The 19,950-nt window shown below is 70.1% G+C and carries 16 protein-coding genes and 1 pseudogene; 14 read left to right on the forward strand and 3 right to left on the reverse strand.

Annotation, left to right across the window (positions count from 1 at the left end; genetic code table 11):
• Window positions 1-60: 60 nt before the first annotated feature.
• Window positions 61-1,542, forward strand: a complete 1,482-nt coding sequence (locus tag ACZ6TD_RS39720) for an LVIVD repeat-containing protein (RefSeq protein ID WP_471345957.1) — start codon at window positions 61-63, stop codon at window positions 1,540-1,542.
• A gap of 11 nt (window positions 1,543-1,553) precedes the next feature.
• Here the strand turns inward: ACZ6TD_RS39720 and ACZ6TD_RS39725 are convergent, their stop codons facing one another.
• Window positions 1,554-2,195: a TetR/AcrR family transcriptional regulator gene (locus tag ACZ6TD_RS39725; RefSeq protein WP_471345959.1), complete on the reverse strand. Its 642-nt coding sequence runs from the start codon at window positions 2,193-2,195 to the stop codon at window positions 1,554-1,556.
• A gap of 141 nt (window positions 2,196-2,336) precedes the next feature.
• Here ACZ6TD_RS39725 and ACZ6TD_RS39730 point away from each other — a divergent pair.
• Together ACZ6TD_RS39730 and ACZ6TD_RS39735 are read left to right on the forward strand one after the other, a co-directional pair.
• A pseudogene (locus tag ACZ6TD_RS39730) lies at window positions 2,337-2,567 on the forward strand (FAD-dependent monooxygenase); the annotation flags it as partial.
• Between the two features lie 23 nt (window positions 2,568-2,590).
• Window positions 2,591-2,794 (forward strand): hypothetical protein, encoded by a 204-nt coding sequence (locus tag ACZ6TD_RS39735; RefSeq protein ID WP_471358867.1) that lies wholly within the window; start codon window positions 2,591-2,593, stop codon window positions 2,792-2,794.
• Here the strand turns inward: ACZ6TD_RS39735 and ACZ6TD_RS39740 are convergent.
• On the reverse strand, window positions 2,769-3,527 hold the full coding sequence (locus tag ACZ6TD_RS39740) for an HAD family hydrolase (protein WP_471345961.1): 759 nt from the start codon (window positions 3,525-3,527) through the stop codon (window positions 2,769-2,771). The genes ACZ6TD_RS39735 and ACZ6TD_RS39740 overlap by 26 nt on opposite strands.
• Before the next feature lie 814 nt (window positions 3,528-4,341).
• Between ACZ6TD_RS39740 and ACZ6TD_RS39745 the strand changes: the two genes are divergently transcribed.
• From ACZ6TD_RS39745 to ACZ6TD_RS39765, 5 genes are all read left to right on the forward strand, one after another.
• Window positions 4,342-7,179: a helix-turn-helix transcriptional regulator gene (locus ACZ6TD_RS39745; protein ID WP_471345963.1), complete on the forward strand. Its 2,838-nt coding sequence runs from the start codon at window positions 4,342-4,344 to the stop codon at window positions 7,177-7,179.
• Between the two features lie 145 nt (window positions 7,180-7,324).
• Window positions 7,325-8,518: a cytochrome P450 gene (locus ACZ6TD_RS39750; RefSeq protein WP_471345965.1), complete on the forward strand. Its 1,194-nt coding sequence runs from the start codon at window positions 7,325-7,327 to the stop codon at window positions 8,516-8,518.
• A gap of 95 nt (window positions 8,519-8,613) precedes the next feature.
• The gene (locus ACZ6TD_RS39755) at window positions 8,614-8,808 is read left to right on the forward strand and encodes a ferredoxin (RefSeq protein WP_037961789.1); all 195 of its coding nucleotides are present in this window, start codon (window positions 8,614-8,616) and stop codon (window positions 8,806-8,808) included.
• Window positions 8,809-8,883: 75 nt separating this feature from the next.
• The gene (locus ACZ6TD_RS39760; RefSeq protein ID WP_471345967.1) at window positions 8,884-9,948 is read left to right on the forward strand and encodes a 3-dehydroquinate synthase family protein; all 1,065 of its coding nucleotides are present in this window, start codon (window positions 8,884-8,886) and stop codon (window positions 9,946-9,948) included.
• A gap of 432 nt (window positions 9,949-10,380) precedes the next feature.
• Window positions 10,381-13,032 carry a helix-turn-helix transcriptional regulator gene (locus tag ACZ6TD_RS39765; RefSeq protein ID WP_471345969.1) on the forward strand — a complete coding sequence of 884 codons (2,652 nt, stop codon included), beginning with the start codon at window positions 10,381-10,383 and terminating at the stop codon, window positions 13,030-13,032.
• A 67-nt stretch (window positions 13,033-13,099) separates the two neighbouring features.
• Here ACZ6TD_RS39765 and ACZ6TD_RS39770 read toward each other — a convergent pair whose 3' ends face one another.
• Window positions 13,100-13,756: an O-methyltransferase gene (locus ACZ6TD_RS39770; protein WP_471345971.1), complete on the reverse strand. Its 657-nt coding sequence runs from the start codon at window positions 13,754-13,756 to the stop codon at window positions 13,100-13,102.
• A 243-nt stretch (window positions 13,757-13,999) separates the two neighbouring features.
• On the opposite strand from ACZ6TD_RS39770, the gene ACZ6TD_RS39775 reads away from it, so the two are divergent.
• From ACZ6TD_RS39775 to ACZ6TD_RS39800, 6 genes are read left to right on the forward strand one after another with little or no spacing between them, the layout of a single operon-like run.
• Entirely contained in the window at window positions 14,000-14,866 is an 867-nt protein-coding gene (locus tag ACZ6TD_RS39775) for a 3-hydroxyacyl-CoA dehydrogenase family protein (protein WP_471345973.1), read from the forward strand.
• Entirely contained in the window at window positions 14,863-15,138 is a 276-nt protein-coding gene (locus tag ACZ6TD_RS39780) for an acyl carrier protein (RefSeq protein WP_470013901.1), read from the forward strand. The genes ACZ6TD_RS39775 and ACZ6TD_RS39780 overlap by 4 nt, the downstream gene beginning before the upstream one ends.
• Window positions 15,135-16,268, forward strand: a complete 1,134-nt coding sequence (locus ACZ6TD_RS39785; RefSeq protein ID WP_471345974.1) for an acyl-CoA dehydrogenase family protein — start codon at window positions 15,135-15,137, stop codon at window positions 16,266-16,268. The genes ACZ6TD_RS39780 and ACZ6TD_RS39785 overlap by 4 nt, the downstream gene beginning before the upstream one ends.
• The gene (locus tag ACZ6TD_RS39790) at window positions 16,265-17,383 is read left to right on the forward strand and encodes an HAD-IIIC family phosphatase (protein WP_471345976.1); all 1,119 of its coding nucleotides are present in this window, start codon (window positions 16,265-16,267) and stop codon (window positions 17,381-17,383) included. The genes ACZ6TD_RS39785 and ACZ6TD_RS39790 overlap by 4 nt, the downstream gene beginning before the upstream one ends.
• Window positions 17,384-17,434: 51 nt before the next feature.
• Window positions 17,435-19,495 carry a carbamoyltransferase family protein gene (locus ACZ6TD_RS39795; RefSeq protein ID WP_471345978.1) on the forward strand — a complete coding sequence of 687 codons (2,061 nt, stop codon included), beginning with the start codon at window positions 17,435-17,437 and terminating at the stop codon, window positions 19,493-19,495.
• A gap of 4 nt (window positions 19,496-19,499) precedes the next feature.
• Complete coding sequence (locus ACZ6TD_RS39800) at window positions 19,500-19,787, forward strand: O-linked N-acetylglucosamine transferase (RefSeq protein ID WP_471345980.1); 288 nt, start codon at window positions 19,500-19,502, stop codon at window positions 19,785-19,787.
• Window positions 19,788-19,950 lie beyond the last annotated feature (163 nt).

Genomic DNA, 19,950 nt, shown 5'->3' on the forward strand with positions numbered 1-19,950 from the left:
CTTCCCCCGGTCCGTCAACCGTTCAACTCCGAACGGAGACGGCGACAAAGGGAGGACGTAGTGAAGCCGTGGGAAAGACCTCCGCAGCGGCGCGGATACCTGGGCGCGGCCGCGGCCGCCTTCGGACTGGTGGCCACTTTGCTGGCCGCGGGCCCGGCGGCCGCGACGCCCGATCCAGGTGACGCTCCCCACAAGGAGCGGGTGACCAAGAGCCAGCAGTCGGAAGCCAGGGCCGCCATCGAGAACGGCGACATCCCCGGTGTGGACCAGATCGTCCACAGCGACAATGTCAGCCACCTCACCAACATCCCCAAGCAGGACCTCAAGGGCACCAACTCCGACCTGGCCTTCCAGGGCAGGTATGCCTTCGCGGGCAACTACGACGGCTTCGTCATCTACGACATCAGCCGGCCGAAGAGCCCGAAGGTCGTGAGCCAGGTGCTCTGCCCGGGCTCGCAGAACGATGTGTCGGTCTCAGGAGACCTGCTCTTCCTGTCCACCGACTCCTCGCGCAGCGACAACTCCTGCAACAGCACCACCCAGCCCGCGACCGAGAAGTCCTCGTGGGAGGGCATGAAGGTCTTCGACATCAGCGACAAGCGGAACCCGAAGTACGTCGCCGCCGTCGAGACCTCCTGCGGTTCGCACACCCACACCCTGGTGCCCGAGCGCAAGGACGTGTACATCTACGTCTCCTCGTACTCGCCCAGCGCCACCTTCCCGGACTGCCAGCCCCCGCACGACGGCATCTCCGTCATCAAGGTGCCCCGTTCGGCGCCCGAGAAGGCCGCGGTCATCGACTTCCCCGTGCTCTTCCCGGACGGCGGAAACCCGGGTGCGCCCACCAACCCCGGCGTCTCCCAGACCACCGGCTGCCATGACCTCACCACGTTCCCCAAGCTGAAGCTGGCGGCGGGCGCGTGCATGGGCGACGGCATCCTGCTCGACATCGCCGACCCCGCGAAGCCGCGGGTCATCGACCGGGTCGAGGACAACGTCAACTTCGCCTTCTGGCACTCGGCCACCTTCAACGAGGGCGGCACCAAGGTCGTGTTCACCGACGAGCTGGGCGGCGGCGGCGCCGCGACCTGCAACGCTGAGGTGGGCCCGGACCGCGGTGCCGACGGGATCTACGACATCGTCGGCAAGGGCGACAAGCGCAAGCTGGTCTTCCGGAGCTACTTCAAGATCCCGCGCCACCAGGCCGACACCGAGAACTGCGTCGCCCACAACGGCTCGCTGATCCCGGCCAAGGGCCGCGACATCATGGTCCAGGCGTGGTACCAGGGCGGCGTGTCCATCTGGGACTTCACCGACTCCGACAAGCCCAAGGAGATCGGCTACTTCGAGCGCGGGCCGCTCTCCAGCGACACGCTCATCACCGGCGGCTCCTGGTCCGCGTACTACTACAACGGCTACATCTACTCCAACGACATCAACAAGGGCTTCGACGTCCTGAAGATCCACGACCGGCGCACCGACAGCGCCGAGTCGGTCCGGCTGCCCGAGCTCAACACGCAGACGCAGCCCGACTACCGCTGAGCGCGGGCTCCCTAGCCCAGAGCGCTCATCCGGCTCCCGTCGGGCGGCTCATCGCCCGGCGGGAGCCCCAGCTCCCAGTCCAGTTCGTAGCGGTGGAACAGCTCCGCCCGCAGCCGCTCGGGCGCCATCGGCGCGCCCGGCAGCAGCACCGCGACCACGGCACCCATCAGCAGGGCACGCAGCAGCCGGTAGTCGGTCTCGGGGTCCTCGGAGCCGTACCGCGTGATGGTGTCCCGCAGCAGGCCGGCCAGCCGCTGCTGCTCGGGGCACTGGATGAAGCCCTCGGCCGTGAGGATCCCGGCCATGTGCGTCCGCATCAGCCGGGGCCGGTCCCGGGCCAGGCCCAGGATCGCGTCGATCGCCCGCGCCAGCAGCTCCCGCCCGGCCTCCTCGCCCTCCGGCCGCGGCTCCCGCTCGAGCCCCCGCGCCAGCTCCATGTGCATCAGCCGGTGCACGGCCGTCTGCAGCAGTTGCCGCTTGCCCGGGAAGTAGTACGACACCAGACCGCGGGCCGCCCCGGCCCGGTCGGCGATATCGGCGAGGGTGGTCGCCTCGTAGCCGTGCTCGCCGATCAGCTCGACCGTCGCCTCCAGCAGACGGACCTGGGATCGGCGCCGCAACTCCTCATTGACCGACGGGCTTCGGGGGACCATGCTGTAACTCCTGCGTTGGCTGGCTGTCAGCCAATATACTCAGGGGACGTACGGTTGTCCGCCGTTCCCCTGAGGGCGGCCGCATGTCTCCGCCGGTTCGGGCGACACGGGGGGATCGCCCGAACCGGTGGGTTCGCCCCGCACGTTCACGGCATACCGGCCACCGTCCACGAGGCGGAGCCCTCTGCGACGGCGCGCACGCAGGGCGGGATGCTCGACATCCACGAGGACAGCGGACAGCCGGCTTTGCGGGCGGCCGGCCTGATGGACGAGTTCCGCGGCCTCGTCCTGGAGGGCCGCCAGGCGATGCGGGTCCTCGACCGGGACGGGAGCGTTCTGTTCGACCGGGCCGACGACGGTACGGGTGGCAGAACGGCGAGGGCGCCAACCTGGCCATGCTGGACGGCGCCGAACTCGGCGAGGCCCTCGCCGCGCACCCCGACGACGTCGAGGCCGCGCTCGCCGAGTACGAGCAGGCCATGTTCCCCCGCAGCGCCGCGGCCGCCACCGAAGGCACCCACGTACACGAGTTGTTCTACGGAGACGACGCGCCCCACGGCCTGATCAACATGTTCACCGGGGGCGACCGGACCCCGTGACTGGATCGTCCGCGCCTTGCCTGGGAGCCGTGGCGGCGTCCGGCAGCAGGCCGAGAATCGCCCGCAGGGCGTCCGGGCGCCGGTCCACCGGGAGATGGTCCACCAGATGGACCCGGCAGCCCAGGGCCGCCGCTCCCGCGTCCGCCCGGCGGTCGTCGCCCACCATCACGGCGTCACCCGGCTCCAGCCCCAGCGCGTCGCACGCGGCCTGGAACAGCCGTGGATCCGGCTTCTGGACGCCGTGCTCGTACGAGAGCACATAGGCGTCCACCAGCCCGTCCAGACCGTGGGCGCGGAAGACCGGGCGCAGATCCCAGCCGATGTTGCTGACCACCGCGATCCGCACACCGCGTCGGCGCAGCTCGCCCAGCACCTCGGGGGCGTCGGGGTAGGGCCGCCAGGCGGCGGGCTCCCTATGGCGGTCATAGAGGGCGTCGTAGAGCTCGGGGCGGGGGAGCGGCACCTGGCGGGCCAGACCGGTGTAGGCGGCCCGGTGCAGCTCGGCGCCGCGGTCCCGTACGCGCCACACGTCCTCCAGGTGCGGCGGCACCGCGAGCGGCGGGGCGCCGCCGGGAAGCGCCCCGGCGTCCTCCAGGTCCCGCGCGTACCGTACGACCGCCTCGTCCGGGACGGCGGTCCCGCTCCGCTCCAGCGCGGCACGGAGCCAGGACTCGGTGGACTCGATGCGGAACAGCGTCCCCGAGAAGTCGAACAGGGCGCCCTTGATGGTCACAGTTGACGCTCCCTCATCTTTGATGTGGCCAGGAGCCAGGACTTCCGGCATCGTATGCCGTGGGTCCGGCCCCGTTCGGCCACCGGCGCATCCGTTTCGGCCGTTTTGCTGGCAGATAAATCCCGGCCGAATCAAGGCGCAGGGTTTAGGGGAATCATGAGGCGGGGGCCGTTTACGGTCTCGCTGTCGTGGTGATCATACAGGGGTCAATCCCCGCAACTCCGCGACCGAGTCGGGGCAGACGATATCTGCTGAGCGCGAGGAGGTTGCCGGTAATGGTGCGTGACATGACGTTGAGGCAACCGGGGGATGGCCACGGGTTGGGGGCATGCCGATCCGGAGTCCGCCGCGGCGGGCGTGGAGCGGCTACCGGCCGGGGTGGCTGCTGGTAAACGCCAGCTTTGCAAAAAGCAAAGAAGTGCCGGTTCCACAACCGGTTCATAGGCTGAGGTGTATTCGCGTCGGCATGCCGCACTCTCCTTTTCCCTGCGCGTCGGCGCCGGTGGCGTCCCGCCCTTTCCGGGGTGTGCGGACAGGCCGCCCGCTCAGTCAAGCATGATCACACGGGGGCACACGGGGGAAGGTAACCGTGGCTGAGGTCACAGCCGGTGGAAGGTATCGCTCCGGTTGTGTCTCTGCTTATATGACCGTCAAGGGCGCTGGCTCCCACCGGAGGTGATCCACATCAGAGAATTCGCCGCCGCCGACGCAGCGGATATCTGTCTCGTCAGAAAATTTATCTTCCGCAGACTGGGATGATTGCGGAGATCAACTCATCGCTCAAACGCAACCCCCACAGCGAGGACTGATGAGTATGGGACTGACAGATTATCAATCCGAGCTCAGCGATGTTCTCGGCACGGCAGCAAAAGGCAATGGCGGGCTTCTTCAAGTGATCGGGGGGCCCGGTGTCGGGAAGACCACCTTATTACGAAGTCTGAAGGAGCAGGCGGCCGCATCGGGCGCGGTCTGTCTCACGGCGTCCGGATTCGCGGACGACGCCGCCATTCCGTTCAATATCGTGGAACAGCTGATCCGATCCTCCGCGGCCACCGGCGCATTGGATGTCGTGGCACGCTGGAGGACCGCCGGAGAGCGGTACGCGGAGGCCGAACACGACCTGCTGAGAAGTCTGGTCCGGGAGATATCCGATGTGCTGCACCGCATCGCGGGCGGCAGGCAACTGATCCTCGCCGTCGATGATGCCGAGCATGCCGACTACCCCTCCCTGATGTGCCTTCTGCACATCGCCCGGCATGCGTCCGGCACCCGCACCCTCGTCGTGATGACCAGCGGGCAGACCCACCACCTGGGCATCCGCGTTCACAGCTTCCACCACCTCTACAAGATCGATATCGGCACTCTCTCGGAGTGCGGGGTCGGGCGCCTGCTGGAGCGGCACGGCGACGCCGACCTGGCCGACCGGATCCGCGCCTCCTGCCACGCCATCAGCGGTGGCAACCCGAGGCTGGTCAAGGCCCTGCTGCGGGACCACCTCAAGGCCGCTCGGAGCGGGGCAGGTGGAGATATCACGGTCGGAGCGGAATTCCAGGAGTCCTATCAACGGTGCCTGTTGAATCATCAGGCGCTGCTCCAGGTGGCACAGGCGCTCGCGGTGCTCGGGCCGTACGGCAGCCCCGGGCGAGTGGCCAGTCTGCTCGAATACGGTGAGGAACGCGCGTCCCGGGCGATGGACCTCCTCAACTCCGCGGGCCTGCTGGAGGACGGTCGTTTCCGGCACCCCGCGGCCCGTTCCGTCGCGCTGGAGACGCTGGCGGCGGAGGACCGGGCCCGCCTCAGCGCGAGAGCGGCCGAACTCCTGTATGCCGACGGGGCCGACCCGATCGCGGTGGCGGAGCTCTTGGTCATAGCCGACAAAACGCCGGATCAAAAGGGCGTGGCGGTGCTCTGGCAGGCCGCCCAGAAGAATCTCGACGAGGGGTGCACGGAGGAAGCGATCGCCAGTCTGCGCCTCGCCGACCGCGCGGACCTCAGCGGGCGGGAGCACATGGACATCCTCATGGCGCTGGTCGGCGCGTTATGGTCCAGCAATCCGGCGACCGCAGAACCCGAACTGGACCGCTTGCTGGCCGCGATACGGGCGGAATCCCCGGCGGACATCCCGGAGCAGTACCAGTGCTTCCTGCTCTTCATGGCGCTGTGGTTCGGCCGGTACGGCGACGCGGAAGAGACCTTCAAATGGTCGTCGGGTGGTGACACCAATACCGCGTCCAGCACGGCCGCTCTGCGGGTGACCCGGCAGTGGGTCACCTTCCTCAAACCGATGCTGATCCACGACTTCCCCGGGCAGGATGCCCCGGACGGGGAAGTCGACGGTTTGTGGGCGGCCAATCTGGAGCACGGTCTCCAGCTCTCCGTGGACGAACTGGGAATGGAGATCGGGCGTCTGCAGGATCCTCGGCAGATGGCGGACTTCTCCCCGGACACCATGCACCTGCTGTCGCCCTCCAACCATTTCTGGTTCGCTTACGCATACGCCTGCCGGATCGTCTGGGCATTGGCCGCCAGGGGAGAATCGGAAGCGGCGGACCGGCTGTGCGGGGCGCTTTTCACCGCGGCCGACAAGCTGAACATGAAGACCCCGTGCGCCGTCGCCCTGTCCATGCGCGCCTATATCCGGTGCCGCTATGGGGACTTCACTACCGCCATTGATCTCGCGGGTACGGCATTGCGGTCCATCCCGCCGCGCGGCTGGGGCGTCGCCATCGGATTGCCGCTGTCCGTGCTGGTGGCGGCCCACACCGCCATGGGCAGACTGGAAGAGGCCCAGCGGTATCTGCATTACTGGGTGCCGAAGGAAATGTTCGACAGCGTCGTGGGATTGGAGTACCTCCGGGCCCGGGGGCAGTACTGCCTGGCCACCAACCGCCCGTACGCCGCGCTGAACGACTTCATGGTGAGCGGGATGCTGATCGACCAGTGGCCGGTGGACTTCGGTGACCTGGCGCCCTGGCGCATCGACGCCGCCGAGGTGTATCTGCGGGTCCAGGAGCCGGCGGAGGCCAAGAGACTCGCCCTGGAGGAACTCAAGCTGTCGCCCGACCGGCCCTTGAGCACCCGGGGCAGAGCGCTGCGCATCCTGGCCATGGCCGAGGACCCGGACAAGCGCAGGCTGCTCCTCTACCAGTCCGCCAAGTGCCTGCGTGAGCAGGGTGACCGTTATGAACTCGCCCGCACGCTGACCGAGCTCAGCCAGGACTACCTCAGCACCGGGGAGACGCAACAGGCGCGCACCACCTGGCACGAGGTGCAGAGGCTGATGGACGAGTGCGGGATGAGCGCCCAGCACGAGAGCCGACGGGAGCTCGTGGTGGACGGCGATGAGAGCGGCGGGAGCTCTCAACTGCTCGAGGACGCGGGGGAGTCCGAACACGCCGAGGACGACGAAGCCGCGGGCACAGCGGTCGAGAGCGCCGAGCAACCCGTGCTGTCGGAGGCCGAGTGGCGCGTGGCCACGCTGGCGGCGTCCGGCATGACCAACCGGCAGATCGCCAAGAGTCTGTACATCACCGTCAGCACCGTGGAGCAGCATCTGACCCGCGTCTACCGCAAGCTCTCGGTGGGAAACCGGCAGGAGCTCTCACGTCGTCTGTGGCTGCTCATCGGTGCCACGGGAGCGTCCTCCTGCTGAGCGCGCTCCCGCTGATGGCACCGCTCCGAGGCAAGGGGGGATAGGGGAGTGGTTAGGGGACTGGGGAGCGGGCGCGCGGACCAGACTTGGCAATCCGTAGGGCGGCGCAGTGGTGGCGATGGAGCGACTGACGGGACGGACAGGTATGGACGAGATACGCGACTACCCCGAACTGCGGGCTGCTGCATGCCCGTTCTCACCCCCGCCGGGATACGAGGAGCTGCGCGAGCGCTCCGCCGTCACGCGGGTGCGGATGTGGGACGGCAGCACCCCGTTCCTCGTCACCGGCTATCACGAGGCGCGGACCGTGCTCGGCGACGACCGGTTCAGCGCCGACGGCACGCACAAGGCGATGCCCCGCTTCGTGAAGTTCGAGGTGCCGGCCGATGTGTTCAACCTCGGGAGGATGGACGATCCGGAGCACGCCCGGATCCGCCGCATGCTCACCGCGCACTTCACCATCCGGCGCACCGAGGCGATGCGGCCGATGATCCAGGACATCGTGGACGGCCTCCTGGACCGGCTGATCGCCGAGGGGCCGCCGGCCGACCTGGTGGCCGACTTCGCCTTCCCGCTGCCGTCCCAGGTGATCGCCGTGATGCTGGGGGTCTCGGACGCCGACTTCGCGGAGTTCCAGCGGGCCTCGCAGGGCGTCATGGACTTCACCGTGTCGACCGAGGAGATGGGCGCCGCGCTCGGCGTGATGGTGGACTACGTCTCCCGGATGTGTGCGGCCAAGCGCGCCGCCCCGGGAGACGACCTCCTCAGCCGGCTCATCGTCGACCAGGAGCTGACGGGTGCGCTCACCCAGCAGCAGGTGGTCGCCACCGCCCTGGTGCTGCTGCTGGCCGGGCACGAGACCACGGCCAACATGATCGCCCTGTCCGCCGTCCTGCTGCTGCGCCACCCCGGCCAGCTCGCCCGGCTGCGGGCGGACCCCGGGCTGATGCCCAACGCGGTGGACGAACTGCTCCGGTACATCACGATCGTCCAGGAGGGCACCGGACGGGTGGCCATCGAGGACGTCGAGGTCGGCGGCGTGCTCATCCCGGCCGGTGAAGGGGTGATCATCAACCTGCCCAGCGCCAACCGGGACCCCCACTTCGCGGACGCCCACGAGCTGGACCTGAGCCGGGCGAACGCCCGCGAGCATGTCGCGTTCGGCTTCGGCGTGCACCAGTGCCTGGGGCAGACCCTCGCCCGGGTCGAGCTCCAGATCGCCCTGGAGACCCTGCTGCGCCGGCTGCCGACGCTGCGCCTGGAGGTCCCGTTCGAGGACCTGGCGTTCCTGTACGAGTCGATGAACTTCGGCGTCGCCCGTGTGCCCGTCGCCTGGTGACCGATGACCGATGACCGATGACCGATGACCCGTGAGCGGTGAGCGGTGAGCGCGGACCGGCCGGGCGGACAACAGAAGGAGAGGGGAGCACCATGGTGAAGGTCTCGGTGGATCAGGAGAAGTGCTGCGCGGCCGGACACTGCGCGCTGGCCGCGCCGGAGGTGTTCGACCAACGGGAGGAGGACGGGGCCGTCGTCCTTTTGGACCCCAACCCCCCGCTCGCGCTCCGCGACAGCGTCGCCGAGGCGTCGTTCCTCTGTCCGGCAGCCGCGATAGCGGTAGAGGATTAGCAAGCGCTCCACACCCGATCGCGGCCCCGGCGAGACGCCTCTCGCCGGGGCCGCGCAAGCGAGGGGAAGGCAGTCTTGACCACGTCGACTTCCAGTCCGGCCGCCAGTTCCGCGTCTGCTTCCCGGCAGGTCACCGTCGGGCTGGCCGAACGCTCGTACACCGTCCACATCGGACACGGTGTGCAGCGGCTGCTCCCGCGGGTGGTGGCCGCCCTGGGGGCGCGCAAGGCGGTGGTGGTCACCGCGCGGCCCCCCGAGCGGACCCCCGACCCCGGTGTGCCCTCGCTCGTCGTGCGGGCCCGCGACGGGGAGGAGGCCAAGGACCTGGCCGCCGTGACGGACCTGTGCCGCCGGTTCGTCGGATTCGGGCTGACCCGCTCGGATGTGGTGGTGTCCTGCGGCGGCGGCACCACGACCGACACGGTGGGCCTGGCCGCCGCCCTCTACCACCGGGGCACACCGGTCGTCCACGTGCCGACCTCGCTGCTGGCCCAGGTGGACGCGAGCGTCGGCGGGAAGACCGCGGTCAATCTGCCCGAGGGCAAGAATCTGGTCGGCGCCTACTGGCAGCCCGCGGCCGTGCTCTGCGACCTCGACCACCTGGACACCCTGCCCGAACGGGAGTGGCGCAACGGCCTCGGTGAGATCGCCCGCTGCCACTTCATCGGCGCGCCCGATCTCGACCGGCTGCCGCTGCTCGACCAGATCGCGGCCAGTGTGACGCTGAAGGCGGGCGTCGTCGCCGCGGACGAACGCGACTCGGGCCTGCGCCACCTCCTCAACTACGGCCACACCCTGGGGCATGCGCTGGAACGTGCCACCGGGTTCGCACTGCGGCACGGGGAGGGCGTGGCCATCGGCACGGTGTTCGCCGGGCGGCTCGCCGGCGCGCTGGGGCGTATCGGCCCGGAGCGGGTCGCCGAGCACCGGGAGGTGGTCGCGCGCTACGGTCTGCCGACCGGGCTGCCCCCGCATGTCTCCGTCCCCGAGCTGGTCGAGCTGATGCGTCTGGACAAGAAGGCCACCGACGGGCTGACGTTCGTCCTGGACGGACCCGAGGGGCCCGGACTGGTGCGCGGGATCGCCGAGGAGACCGTCAGCGCCACCCTCGCGGAGATGCCCCGCGAGCCGGAAGGATGATACGCCGCGAGCCGGAGGGGTGATGTGCCGAGCCGGAATCGCCCTGCGCCACGGGTATTCGGCCCGTTCGCTTTAGGGGCACACAGTCCCGATAGGGGGTTGACCGTGCGGCGCGCTCCCTGGATAACAGAACAGCCCGGCGCGTAAAACGAGATGCGTTGGGGTCGGTTAGGGGGCGGAGGTTCCGGTAGGGGTTGATGCCGGTACGGCGTGCTGATGGAATCGTTTCCCGATCAACGTTTGGTCTGACTCAAGGGCCGCGAGTCCGCAATTCGTCGACCTCGATCGGGGACCATGAACATGCCCTACAGCTATGCCATGCCGGTGAATACCGAGCGGAATTCCGGTCCGACGGACAGGATATGGAATGCCGCGGCGCACCTCGGACAGCCATTCGGTGACTCTTCGGTGCGGCCCGGGCAGGCCCTTCTCGTGGACGGACCGCTGGCATGCGGAAAGACCACCCTGCTCCGGTCGTTCGCCGAGCGGGCCTCGGAGGCCGACTGTCTCGCCGTCACGGCGACGTGTTCTCCCAGCGAGCGGGACCTCCCCTTCGGCGTCGTCTCCCAACTGGCCCGCGCCGTCTGGAAGTCACCGGGCGGGCTGCCCGAGGTGCCGGGGCTGTCGGCCATCCTCCACGGGACCAGCGATCCGGCGGACCAGGCCGAGATCGCCCGGCTGTGCCATCGGCTGTGCACCTCGCTGATCGACCATGCTGAGCACACTCCGCTGCTGCTCGCCGTGGACGATGTGCGGCACAGCGACGGGCCTTCCGCGCACTTCCTCCTCCAACTGGTGCGACGCCTGGATTCGGCACGGATCGCGGCCGTGTTCACCGACGACCTGAGCCTGCCCGCGCCGTCCCTGCCGCTCCGCTACGAACTGCTGCGCTCCCAGAGCGTGCACCGCATCGGCCTGGGCCCGCTCACCCCCGGCCAAGTGGCCGACGTGGTCGTGGCGGAGCTGGGGGAGACCGCGAGCCACCGCGCAGGCGACGTCTACGCCGCCACCGGTGGCAACCGGCTGCTGCTGCACACTTTGCTGTCCGACTACCGCGAGCACGGCGAGCCCCGCCAGACGGGCTACGGCCAGTCCTTCCTGAGCTGTCTGCACCGCAACGAGCCGATCTTCCTGGACGTGGTGCGCGCGCTGGCCGTGGTGGGCGCCTCCTTACCCGCCGCCGACCTGGCCTGGCTGACCGGACACGAACCCGAGCCCATCAGCCAGGTGCTGGCGGCGCTGACCGGGGCCGGGCTGATGGACGAGGGCGCGTTCCGGCACGAGGCGGCGCGGCTCGGCGTGCTCAACGACATGCCGGCGCAGGCGCGCCGGACCCTGCACCAGCGGGCCGCGCGGCTGCTGCACGACCAGGGCAGGCCCGCCACCACGATCGCCCGCCATCTGGTGCGCGCCGGGCAGATCCCCGACTCCTGGCCCGCGGAGGTGCTGCTGGAGGTGGCCGAGCAGGTGGCGGTGAGCGAAGAGCCGTCCATCGCCGTCGACTTGCTGGAGCAGTCCTTCGAGCAGTGTCCGCACGAAGAGCGGCGCGCCGCCCTCCAGGCCAAACTCGCCGAGGCGGAATGGAAGATCAACCCCTCCACCGCCACCCGGCACCACGCACCGCTCCACGCCGCCGTCCGCGCCGGCCGGCTCGGTCTCCCCGACAGCGTCACCCTCCTCATGCAGCTCCTGTGGAAGGGCGGTCTGACCGATGTGGAGGGGCTGCTCGCCCATCTGCGCGACGACCCCGCCGCCACGGACCAGCTCCACGCCATCGAGGCGGCGCTCACCTGCACCTACCCCTGGCTGGCCGAGCGGCGGACCGCCCCGGCGCACCACGGCGGCTCCGCGGCCACGCGGGCGGCGGTGTGGCCCCGGGCCGGCACGGTGCTGGCGGACGTGCTCACCGGCGGGCAGACCCACGACACCGTACGGCGCGCCGAGGAGGTACTGCGCGAACTACAACTCGGCCACGACCCGGCATGCCAGGAGCAGGCGGGGCTGTTCGCCCTGCTCGCGCTGGTCTACGGCGGCCGGATCGACCTCGCGTCCGCCTGGTGCGAGGGCGCGCTCGGCGAGACCGGCGGAGGACCGCACGTGCCCATGCGGCAGGCGGTGCTGGCGGCGGCCCGGTCGGAGATCGCCCTGCGCCGCGGTGACCTCGCCGAGGCCGCGGAGCGGGCCCGGGCCGCCCTCACCCACGCCTCCCCCGGCGCGTGGGGCGTGGCGGTCGGGCTGCCGCTCGGCTCCCTCATCCTGGCGTGCACGCGGATGGGCCGGCACGAGGAGGCGGGGTTCCACGTCGCGCAGACCGTGCCCAACGCCATGTTCAAGAGCTCCTACGGGCTGCACTACCTGTACGCCCGCGGCCACTACTTCCTGGCGGCGAACCGCCACCAGGCGGCGCTCGCGGACTTCCTGCTGTGCGGTGAGCTGCTCACCGACTGGGGGCTGAGCAGCGGCTGCGACCCGGTGCCGTGGCGGATCGGGGCGGCGGAGGCATGGCTCGCACAGGGCAACCACGACCAGGCCCGGATCCTGGTCTACCAGCAGCTCAGCCGCCCGCACACGGACGGCGCCCGGGCCCGCGGGCAGTCGCTGCGCCTCCTGGCGGCCACCAGCTCGGCCAAGCGGCGGCCGCAGTTGCTGGGCGAGGCGGTGGGGCTGTTCACCGAGCAGGAGGACAAGTACGAGCTGGCCCGCACGCTGTGGGACCTCAGCCAGGCGTACCACGCGCTCGGCGAGAAGAAGCAGGCCCGCCGGACCATGCGCCGGGCCTGGCACGTGGCGAAGATGTGCGACGCGGCGTCGCTGTACGAGGAGTGGCTGCCGGCCGACGACCCGTCCCAGGCCACGGCGCTGATGCCGAAGTCGGACACTGGGATCGAGCGGTTGACGCACTCCGAACGGCGTGTCGCGTCGCTGGCCGCCATGGGCTACACCAACCGGGAGATCGCCGGGAAGCTGTACGTCACGGCCAGCACCGTGGAGCAGCATCTGACCCGGGTGTTCCGCAAGCTGGACATCAAGCACCGGGAGCAACTGCCCACCGAACTCTACGCCGACCGCATGGAGTTGGCGTGACGGCGGACGGCCATGTCCCGGGAGGACCCCGGGGCATGGCCGTCGTGGGCGTGCGGTTCGGGCGGTGTCAGCGCTTGACCGCGAGCGTGATGCCATCACCCATGGTGAGCATGCTGATCTCGACGCGCGTGTCCTCCCGGAGGAGCTTGTTCACCTCGCGCAGGGCGGCGGTGTCGGCGTCCTGCGCGGCCGGGTCGGTCACCCGGCCGAAGAAGAGGGTGTTGTCCAGGACGATGAGGCCGCCGCGCCGGAGCAGCGCCAGCGACTCCTCGTAGTAGTGGGCGTATCCGGTCTTGTCCGCGTCGATGAAGACCAGGTCGAACTCCCGGCCCTCCCGCCGCAGTCCGGCAAGGGTGTCCTTCGCGTCACCGATGCGCACATCGATGCGGTCCGCCACGCCGGCGCGCTCCCAGAACGGGCGGCCGAGCCCCGGCCACTTCGGCGTGATGTCGCAGGTGATCAGCGTGGAGTCGGCCGGCAGCGCCCGCGCCATGCACAGTGTGCTGTATCCGGTGAAGGTGCCGATCTCCAGCACCGAACGGGCGCCGACGAGCCGCACCAGCAGCCCGAGGAGCTGGCCCTCCTCGGGCATCACCTGCATGGCCTGCGCGGCCGGCAGACCGGCGGTCTCCGCCCGCAGCCCGGCCAGGACCTCGTCATCGCGCAGGGACAGTTCCCGTACATAGCCGAGAATTTCTTCGGTCACATCGACTTGCTGAGCCATCGGATTGCCGCACCCCGCAAAGGTGAAAGGGAAAGGTCCCGGGAAAGTCAATACGATCGATGCTAAGAATCCGCTGACGCGGCACGCAATGGCCTCTTCCAGAATTCCGGCACTCATATTCCGGCTGAGGGGGGTATAGGGGGGATCCTTAGGGGATGTGCGCGAGCGCCCGGACAATATCGTGAACGCGGAAGCGCGTGTCATGGTCGGCACGTTGTTCTCAACGCGCTGCGGAGGCGATGAATGAGCGGACATGCGGAAGCGCCGCGGCTCATGGTGCTTGGCGCAGGAACGATGGGACTGGGAATCACCTCGCTCGCCGTCGGCCACGGAATCCCGGTGACGGTCGTCGAGGTGGACGAGGCCAGGGCCGGCCGGACGCGGGCCGCGGTCACCGAACGGCTGCGCATGGCCCAGCTCATGGGAGCCCTGCCGGCCGGCCGGACGCGGGGCGAACTGACGGTCACCGCGTCCCCGGCCGACGGCCGGGACGCCACCGCCGTGGTGGAGGCCGTCACCGAGGACACCCCCACCAAGGCCAAGGTGCTCGAGGCGGTCGCCGGGCTCACCGGAGCCCAGGTGCCGCTGATCTCGAACACCTCGTCCATCCCGATCGACGAACTGGCCGGGTTCATCGCCGATCCGGCGCGGCTGGTCGGCACCCACTTCATGAACCCGCCGTATCTGATCCCCACGGTGGAGGTGATCCGTGGCCCCCGTACCGGGGAGGCGGTGATGACCGCCGTGACGGAACTGCTGCGTGCGCTGGAGCGCAAGCCGGTCGTCGTCGGCGACGGGCCGGGGTTCGTCACCAGCCGGGTGCTGCACCCGATGATCAACGACGCGATCCGGGTGGTGCAGGAGGGCACGGCGACGGCGGAGGCCGTGGACGACCTCATGCGGGAGTGCCTCGGCCACCGCACCGGGCCGCTGCGCACCGCGGATCTGATCGGCCTGGACAACCTCGCCGACTCGCTGCGCGTGCTGCACGAACGTACCGGGGACTCCCGGTGCGCGCCGAGCGAATTGCTGCTGGAGAAGGTCCGCGACGGCCACTTGGGCCGCAAGTCGGGCCGCGGGTTCTACGCATACGGGAAGGAACTGGCGTGACCATCTCATCGAAGCCGGGCAGCCACACCGCCGAGACGGTGGCGCAGGAGGTGCAGCAGTTCCTCGAACAGCGCACCAAGCAGACCTGGGACCCGGACACCGATCTGTTCAGCAGCGGCGCCGTGTCCTCGATGTTCGCCATGGAGCTGGTCGTGCACCTGGAGTCGTCCTTCGACGTGGTGATCAGCGGCCCCGACCTGGCGCTGGACAACTTCCGCACGGTGAACGCGATGACCGCGATGGTCCTGCGCCTGCGCGAGGCACAGCCGTGACCGACGCCGCCACCAGCCACGCGGAGCTGGTCAGCGGGTTGATCGGCGACCGGGCCGACGCCTGGGATGTGGCCGGGGAGCTGCCCCGCGACCTGCTGGTCAAACTCGGCGCCGCCGGAGCGCTGTGCGCACAGGTCGGCCCCGAACACGGCGGCACCGGACTGGACAGCCGGGCCAACGGGGAGCTCACCGCGCGGGTCGGCGCCCGGTGCAGCTCCCTGCGCAGCGTGATGACCTCGCAGGGCATGGCGGCCTGGACCGTGCGGAGGCTCGGCGGCGCGGAGCAATGGGACACCTTCCTGCCCCGGCTGACCTCCGGCGACCTGGCCGCGGTCGGGTTCAGCGAGCCCGGGGCGGGCAGCGACCTGTCGGCGATGGAGACCGAGATCGCCGACGACGGCGCCCAGGTGGTCGTCACCGGGCGGAAGGTGTGGATCACCGCCGCCCACTACGCCGATCTGCTGGTGGTGTTCGGGAAATACCGGGGCGGCGCCACGGCCGTGGTCGTGCCCGCCCGGGCCCCCGGAGTCCGCATCACACGGGTGGCGAACCCGCTGGGCTGCCGGGCCGCCGGCCACGCGGACATCACCCTGGACGCGGTCCGGGTGCCCGCCGATCACGTACTCGGTGGCACCGGGCTGCCGCTGCCGCTCGCGACCACCGCCGCGCTCACCTACGGGCGGATGTCCGTGGCGTGGGGGTGTGTCGGCATCCTGCGCGCGTGTCTGGACGCCGCCGCGGCGCACACCGCCACCCGGGAGCAGTCCGGCCGCGTACTCGCCGAGCACCAGCTGGTGGCCCGGCACCTGGCCGAGCTGTATGTCGCGGAGCGGCACGCCACCCGGGCCTGCGAACACGCCAGCGCCTCCTGGGACACCGGCTCGCCCGACATGGCGGTGGACGCGGTGCACGCGAAGTACGTGGCCTCGCGCGAGGCGGCCGAGGGCGCGGCCCGCGCCGTACAGCTCCTGGCGTCCGCCGCGGCCTCCGACGGTCATGTGGTGGCCCGGGCGTACCGCGACGCGAAGCTGATGGAAGTCATCGAGGGCACCAGCGAGATCTGCCAGCTCATCCTGGCCCAGCACACGCGGAAGCCGACCCAGCACACGCGGAGGAAGGTGCAAGCATGACGGAGGGGAAGCCCGTGAGCGGGAGCGAGCCGCCGACGGCCGTCAAATGTCTCGTCTGGGACCTGGACAACACCCTGTGGCGCGGCACCCTGCTCGAGGACGGCGAGGTGCTGCCGTTCGAGTGGGTGCGCGATGTCATCACCACGCTCGACGGACGTGGCATCCTCCAGTCGGTCGCCAGCAAGAACGACCATGACCACGCCTGGGCGCGCCTGGAGGCGCTCGGCCTCGCCGAGTACTTCGTCCTGCCGCACATCGGCTGGGGCCCCAAGTCGCAGGCGGTGCGCGCCATCGCGGAGCGGCTGAACTTCGCCCACCGCGCCATGGCCTTCGTGGACGACCAGCCCGCCGAACGGGCCGAGGTCGCCTACCAGCTCCCCGAGGTGCGCTGCTACACGGCCGAGGACGTGGCCGGGCTCACCGGACTGCCCGAGTTCAGCCCCGCCGTGGTCACCGTGGACTCGCGACAGCGCCGGACCATGTACCAGTCGGGGTTCCGCCGGGACGCCGAGCGGGCCGAATTCAGCGGCCCCGACGAGGAGTTCCTGCGCACCCTGGACATCCGGATGGACATCGCCCGCGCCACCGAGCGGGAGCTGTCCCGGGTCGAGGAACTGACCCTGCGCACCAGCCAGATGAACGCCACCGGTGTGCACTACCCCGACTCCGTACTGCGCGGACTGCTCACCGACCCCGCCCACGAGGTGCTGGTCATCACGATGGCCGACCGGTTCGGCCCGCACGGGGCCGTCGGCATCGTGCTGCTGGAGAGGCACCCGAAGGTGTGGCACCTGAAACTGCTCGCCACCTCCTGCCGGGTGGTCTCCTACGGCGCCGGGTCCACCGTGCTGAACTGGCTGGCCGATCAGGCGGCGCGGGCCGGGGTGCACCTGGCCGCCGACTTCCGGCGCACCGACCGCAACCGGATGATGGAGGTCGCCTACCGCTTCGCCGGGTTCGCCGACGCCACCTGCGGGTGCACCGCCGCCCTCGCGGTCCCCGGTGAGGAGGGGGTCGAACGCCTCCACCTCACCCCCGCGTTCCAGCCGGCCCCGACGACGCTGCGGCTGACGGCGCCTGAGCTCGCCGACGCGGCGCTGCCGCACTCCCGCTGACCGGCCGGCGCTTCCGCCCCGGATCCTCGCGTTCGCCTCTGACTGGTTTGGGTGATCACTGTGCTTGTGCTCGGGCTCAACGGCAACTTCTCCGCCGCGGACACCGATGTGGTGCCGCAGCTGGGCGAGGTCTTCTTCCACGACTCGGCGGCCTCCTTGATCCGCGACGGCGAACTCGTGGCCGCGGTGGAGGAGGAGCGGCTCAACCGGATCAAAAAGACGACGAAATTTCCCCTCAACGCGGTCCGTGAATGCCTGGCCCTGGCCGGTGCGCGGCCCGAGGACGTCGACGCGGTCGGCTACTACTTTCCCGAGAACCACATCGACACCGTCCTCAACCACCTCTACACCGAATATCCGCGGGTGCCGCTGCGCTACTCCCGGGAGCTGATCCGGGAGCGGCTGAAGGAGGGCCTGGACTGGGACCTGCCGGACGAGAAGCTGGTGTACGTACCGCACCACGAGGCACACGCGTACTCCTCGTATCTGCACTCCGGCATGGACTCGGCCCTGGTCCTGGTGCTGGACGGGCGTGGCGAGCTGCACTCCGGCACCGTCTACCGCGCCGAGGGCACACATCTGGAGAAGCTGGCCGACTACCCCGTGCCCAAGTCGCTGGGCGGGCTCTATCTGAACGCCACCTATCTGCTCGGCTACGGCTTCGGCGACGAGTACAAGGTGATGGGCCTGGCCCCCTGGGGCAACCCCGAGACCTACCGCGACACCTTCTCCAAGCTCTACACCCTCCGTGACAACGGCGAGTACGAGCTGCACGGCAACATCATGGTGCCGAACCTGGTCAGCCCGCTGTTCTACGCCGAGGGCTTCCGCCCGCGCCGCAAGGGCGAGCCGTTCACCCAGGCACACCGCGACTTCGCCGCCGCGCTCCAGGAGACGGTCGAGAAGATCGTGCTGCACATCCTCCAGCACTGGGCCAAGACCAGTGGCCTGTCGCGCCTGTGCTTCGGCGGCGGCGTCGCCCACAACTCCAGCCTCAACGGCCTGATCCTCAAATCCGGGCTGTTCGACGAGGTGTTCGTGCACCCCGCCTCGCACGACGCGGGCGCGGGCGAGGGCGCCGCCTATGCCGCGGCGGCGAGCCTCGGCACCCTCCAACGGCCGAAGAAGCGACTGCTCAGCGCGAGCCTCGGCCCGGCGCTGGGCGACCGGGAGCAGATCAGGTCCCGGCTGGCCGACTGGGCGCCGCTGATCGATGTGGAATTCCCCGAAGACGCCGTGGAGACCGCGGCCGGACTCCTCGCCGACGGAGAAGTGCTCGGCTGGGCGTACGGCCGGTCCGAGTTCGGGCCCCGCGCCCTGGGCCACCGCAGCATCGTCGCGGACGCGCGCCCCGAGGAGAACCGCACCCGCATCAACGCGATGGTGAAGAAGCGCGAGGGCTTCCGCCCGTTCGCCCCGGTGGTCACCGCCGAAGCCGCCCCCGACTACTTCGACCTCTCCGGCGCGGAGGGCCACCACGAGTTCATGTCCTTCGTGGTGCCGGTGCTGCCGCGGCGGCGTACGGAACTCGGCGCGGTCACCCACGTGGACGGCACCGCCCGGGTCCAGGTCGTCTCGACCGAGTCGGGCGAGCGGTTCCACCGCCTGGTGCGGCGGTTCGGCGAGCTGACCGGCACCCCGGTGCTCCTCAACACCTCCTTCAACAACAACGCCGAACCCATCGTGCAGAGCCTCGACGACGTGGTGACCAGCTTCCTGACCACCGACCTGGACGCCCTGGTGGTGGAGGACTGCCTGGTGCGCGCCAAGCCCTCGCCCGACCTGGGCGCCCTGGTACCGCGATTCCGCCCGGTGACCCGGTTGGCCGAGCGCAGGACGGCCGGTCCCGACGCCTCGGCGGGAGCGCGGACCCACGAGATCTCCCTCGACTACGATGGCGGCCCGACCGCGAAGGTGTCGCCCGAACTGTACGAACTGCTCGGCGCGGTGGACGGCACCACCACGCTCGGGGACCTGGCCAAGACCGTCGTGGGCGGGCTGTCGGAGGCGCTGGCCACCGAGGTGTTCGCCCTGTGGGAGCAGCGGTTCCTCATCCTGGCCCCGGCCGGGGGCACCGGGCCGTCGGTGGACGACGCTGCGCGGGGGCGCTGACCCGATGGCGGCGGACCCGATCACCGAAGTGCACCGGGAGATCACCCGGCTGTTGACGAAACTGGGCCGGTCCTCCGGCACACGCCCGGACGCCCTCGTGGAGGCGTGCGTGGCCTGCCTGGAGGCCGCCCAGTGCACCTCGGCCGCCGCCACCGGCCAGGAACAGCCGGACACCGGCGCCCAAGAAGCGCTGCACGCGGTCAACGCGGCGGCCCTGGCCATCAGATACGCCCTGGTCAAGGCGGGCGACGAACGCCGCCGCGCGGCACGGACGGGGGAGAGCGTCACCTAGCGCTCCGCTGGGAGTGCCGTGGTATGCCGCCATGCCCGTCATGCCGTCGAACGGCCGCGGCGCCGTCGTGGCTGATCGCGCCCACGCGGCGGAGCCGCACATCGACACAGCCCCGCGCCCCTTCGGGGCGCGAAACCAACTGGTCCCTTCCCCCGAGCGGCTC

Source organism: Streptomyces yongxingensis, from assembly GCF_055597465.1.

Excerpts from the sequence above, each read along its gene's own strand:
- ACZ6TD_RS39725 (WP_471345959.1), bottom strand. The coding sequence starts at position 2,195 with ATGGTCCCCCGAAGCCCGTCGGTCAATGAGGAGTTGCGGCGCCGATCC.
- ACZ6TD_RS39735 (WP_471358867.1), top strand. The coding sequence starts at position 2,591 with ATGCTGGACGGCGCCGAACTCGGCGAGGCCCTCGCCGCGCACCCCGAC.
- ACZ6TD_RS39745 (WP_471345963.1), top strand. The coding sequence starts at position 4,342 with ATGGGACTGACAGATTATCAATCCGAGCTCAGCGATGTTCTCGGCACG.
- ACZ6TD_RS39750 (WP_471345965.1), top strand. The coding sequence starts at position 7,325 with ATGGACGAGATACGCGACTACCCCGAACTGCGGGCTGCTGCATGCCCG.
- ACZ6TD_RS39770 (WP_471345971.1), bottom strand. The coding sequence starts at position 13,756 with ATGGCTCAGCAAGTCGATGTGACCGAAGAAATTCTCGGCTATGTACGG.
- ACZ6TD_RS39775 (WP_471345973.1), top strand. The coding sequence starts at position 14,000 with ATGAGCGGACATGCGGAAGCGCCGCGGCTCATGGTGCTTGGCGCAGGA.
- ACZ6TD_RS39790 (WP_471345976.1), top strand. The coding sequence starts at position 16,265 with ATGACGGAGGGGAAGCCCGTGAGCGGGAGCGAGCCGCCGACGGCCGTC.
- ACZ6TD_RS39800 (WP_471345980.1), top strand. The coding sequence starts at position 19,500 with ATGGCGGCGGACCCGATCACCGAAGTGCACCGGGAGATCACCCGGCTG.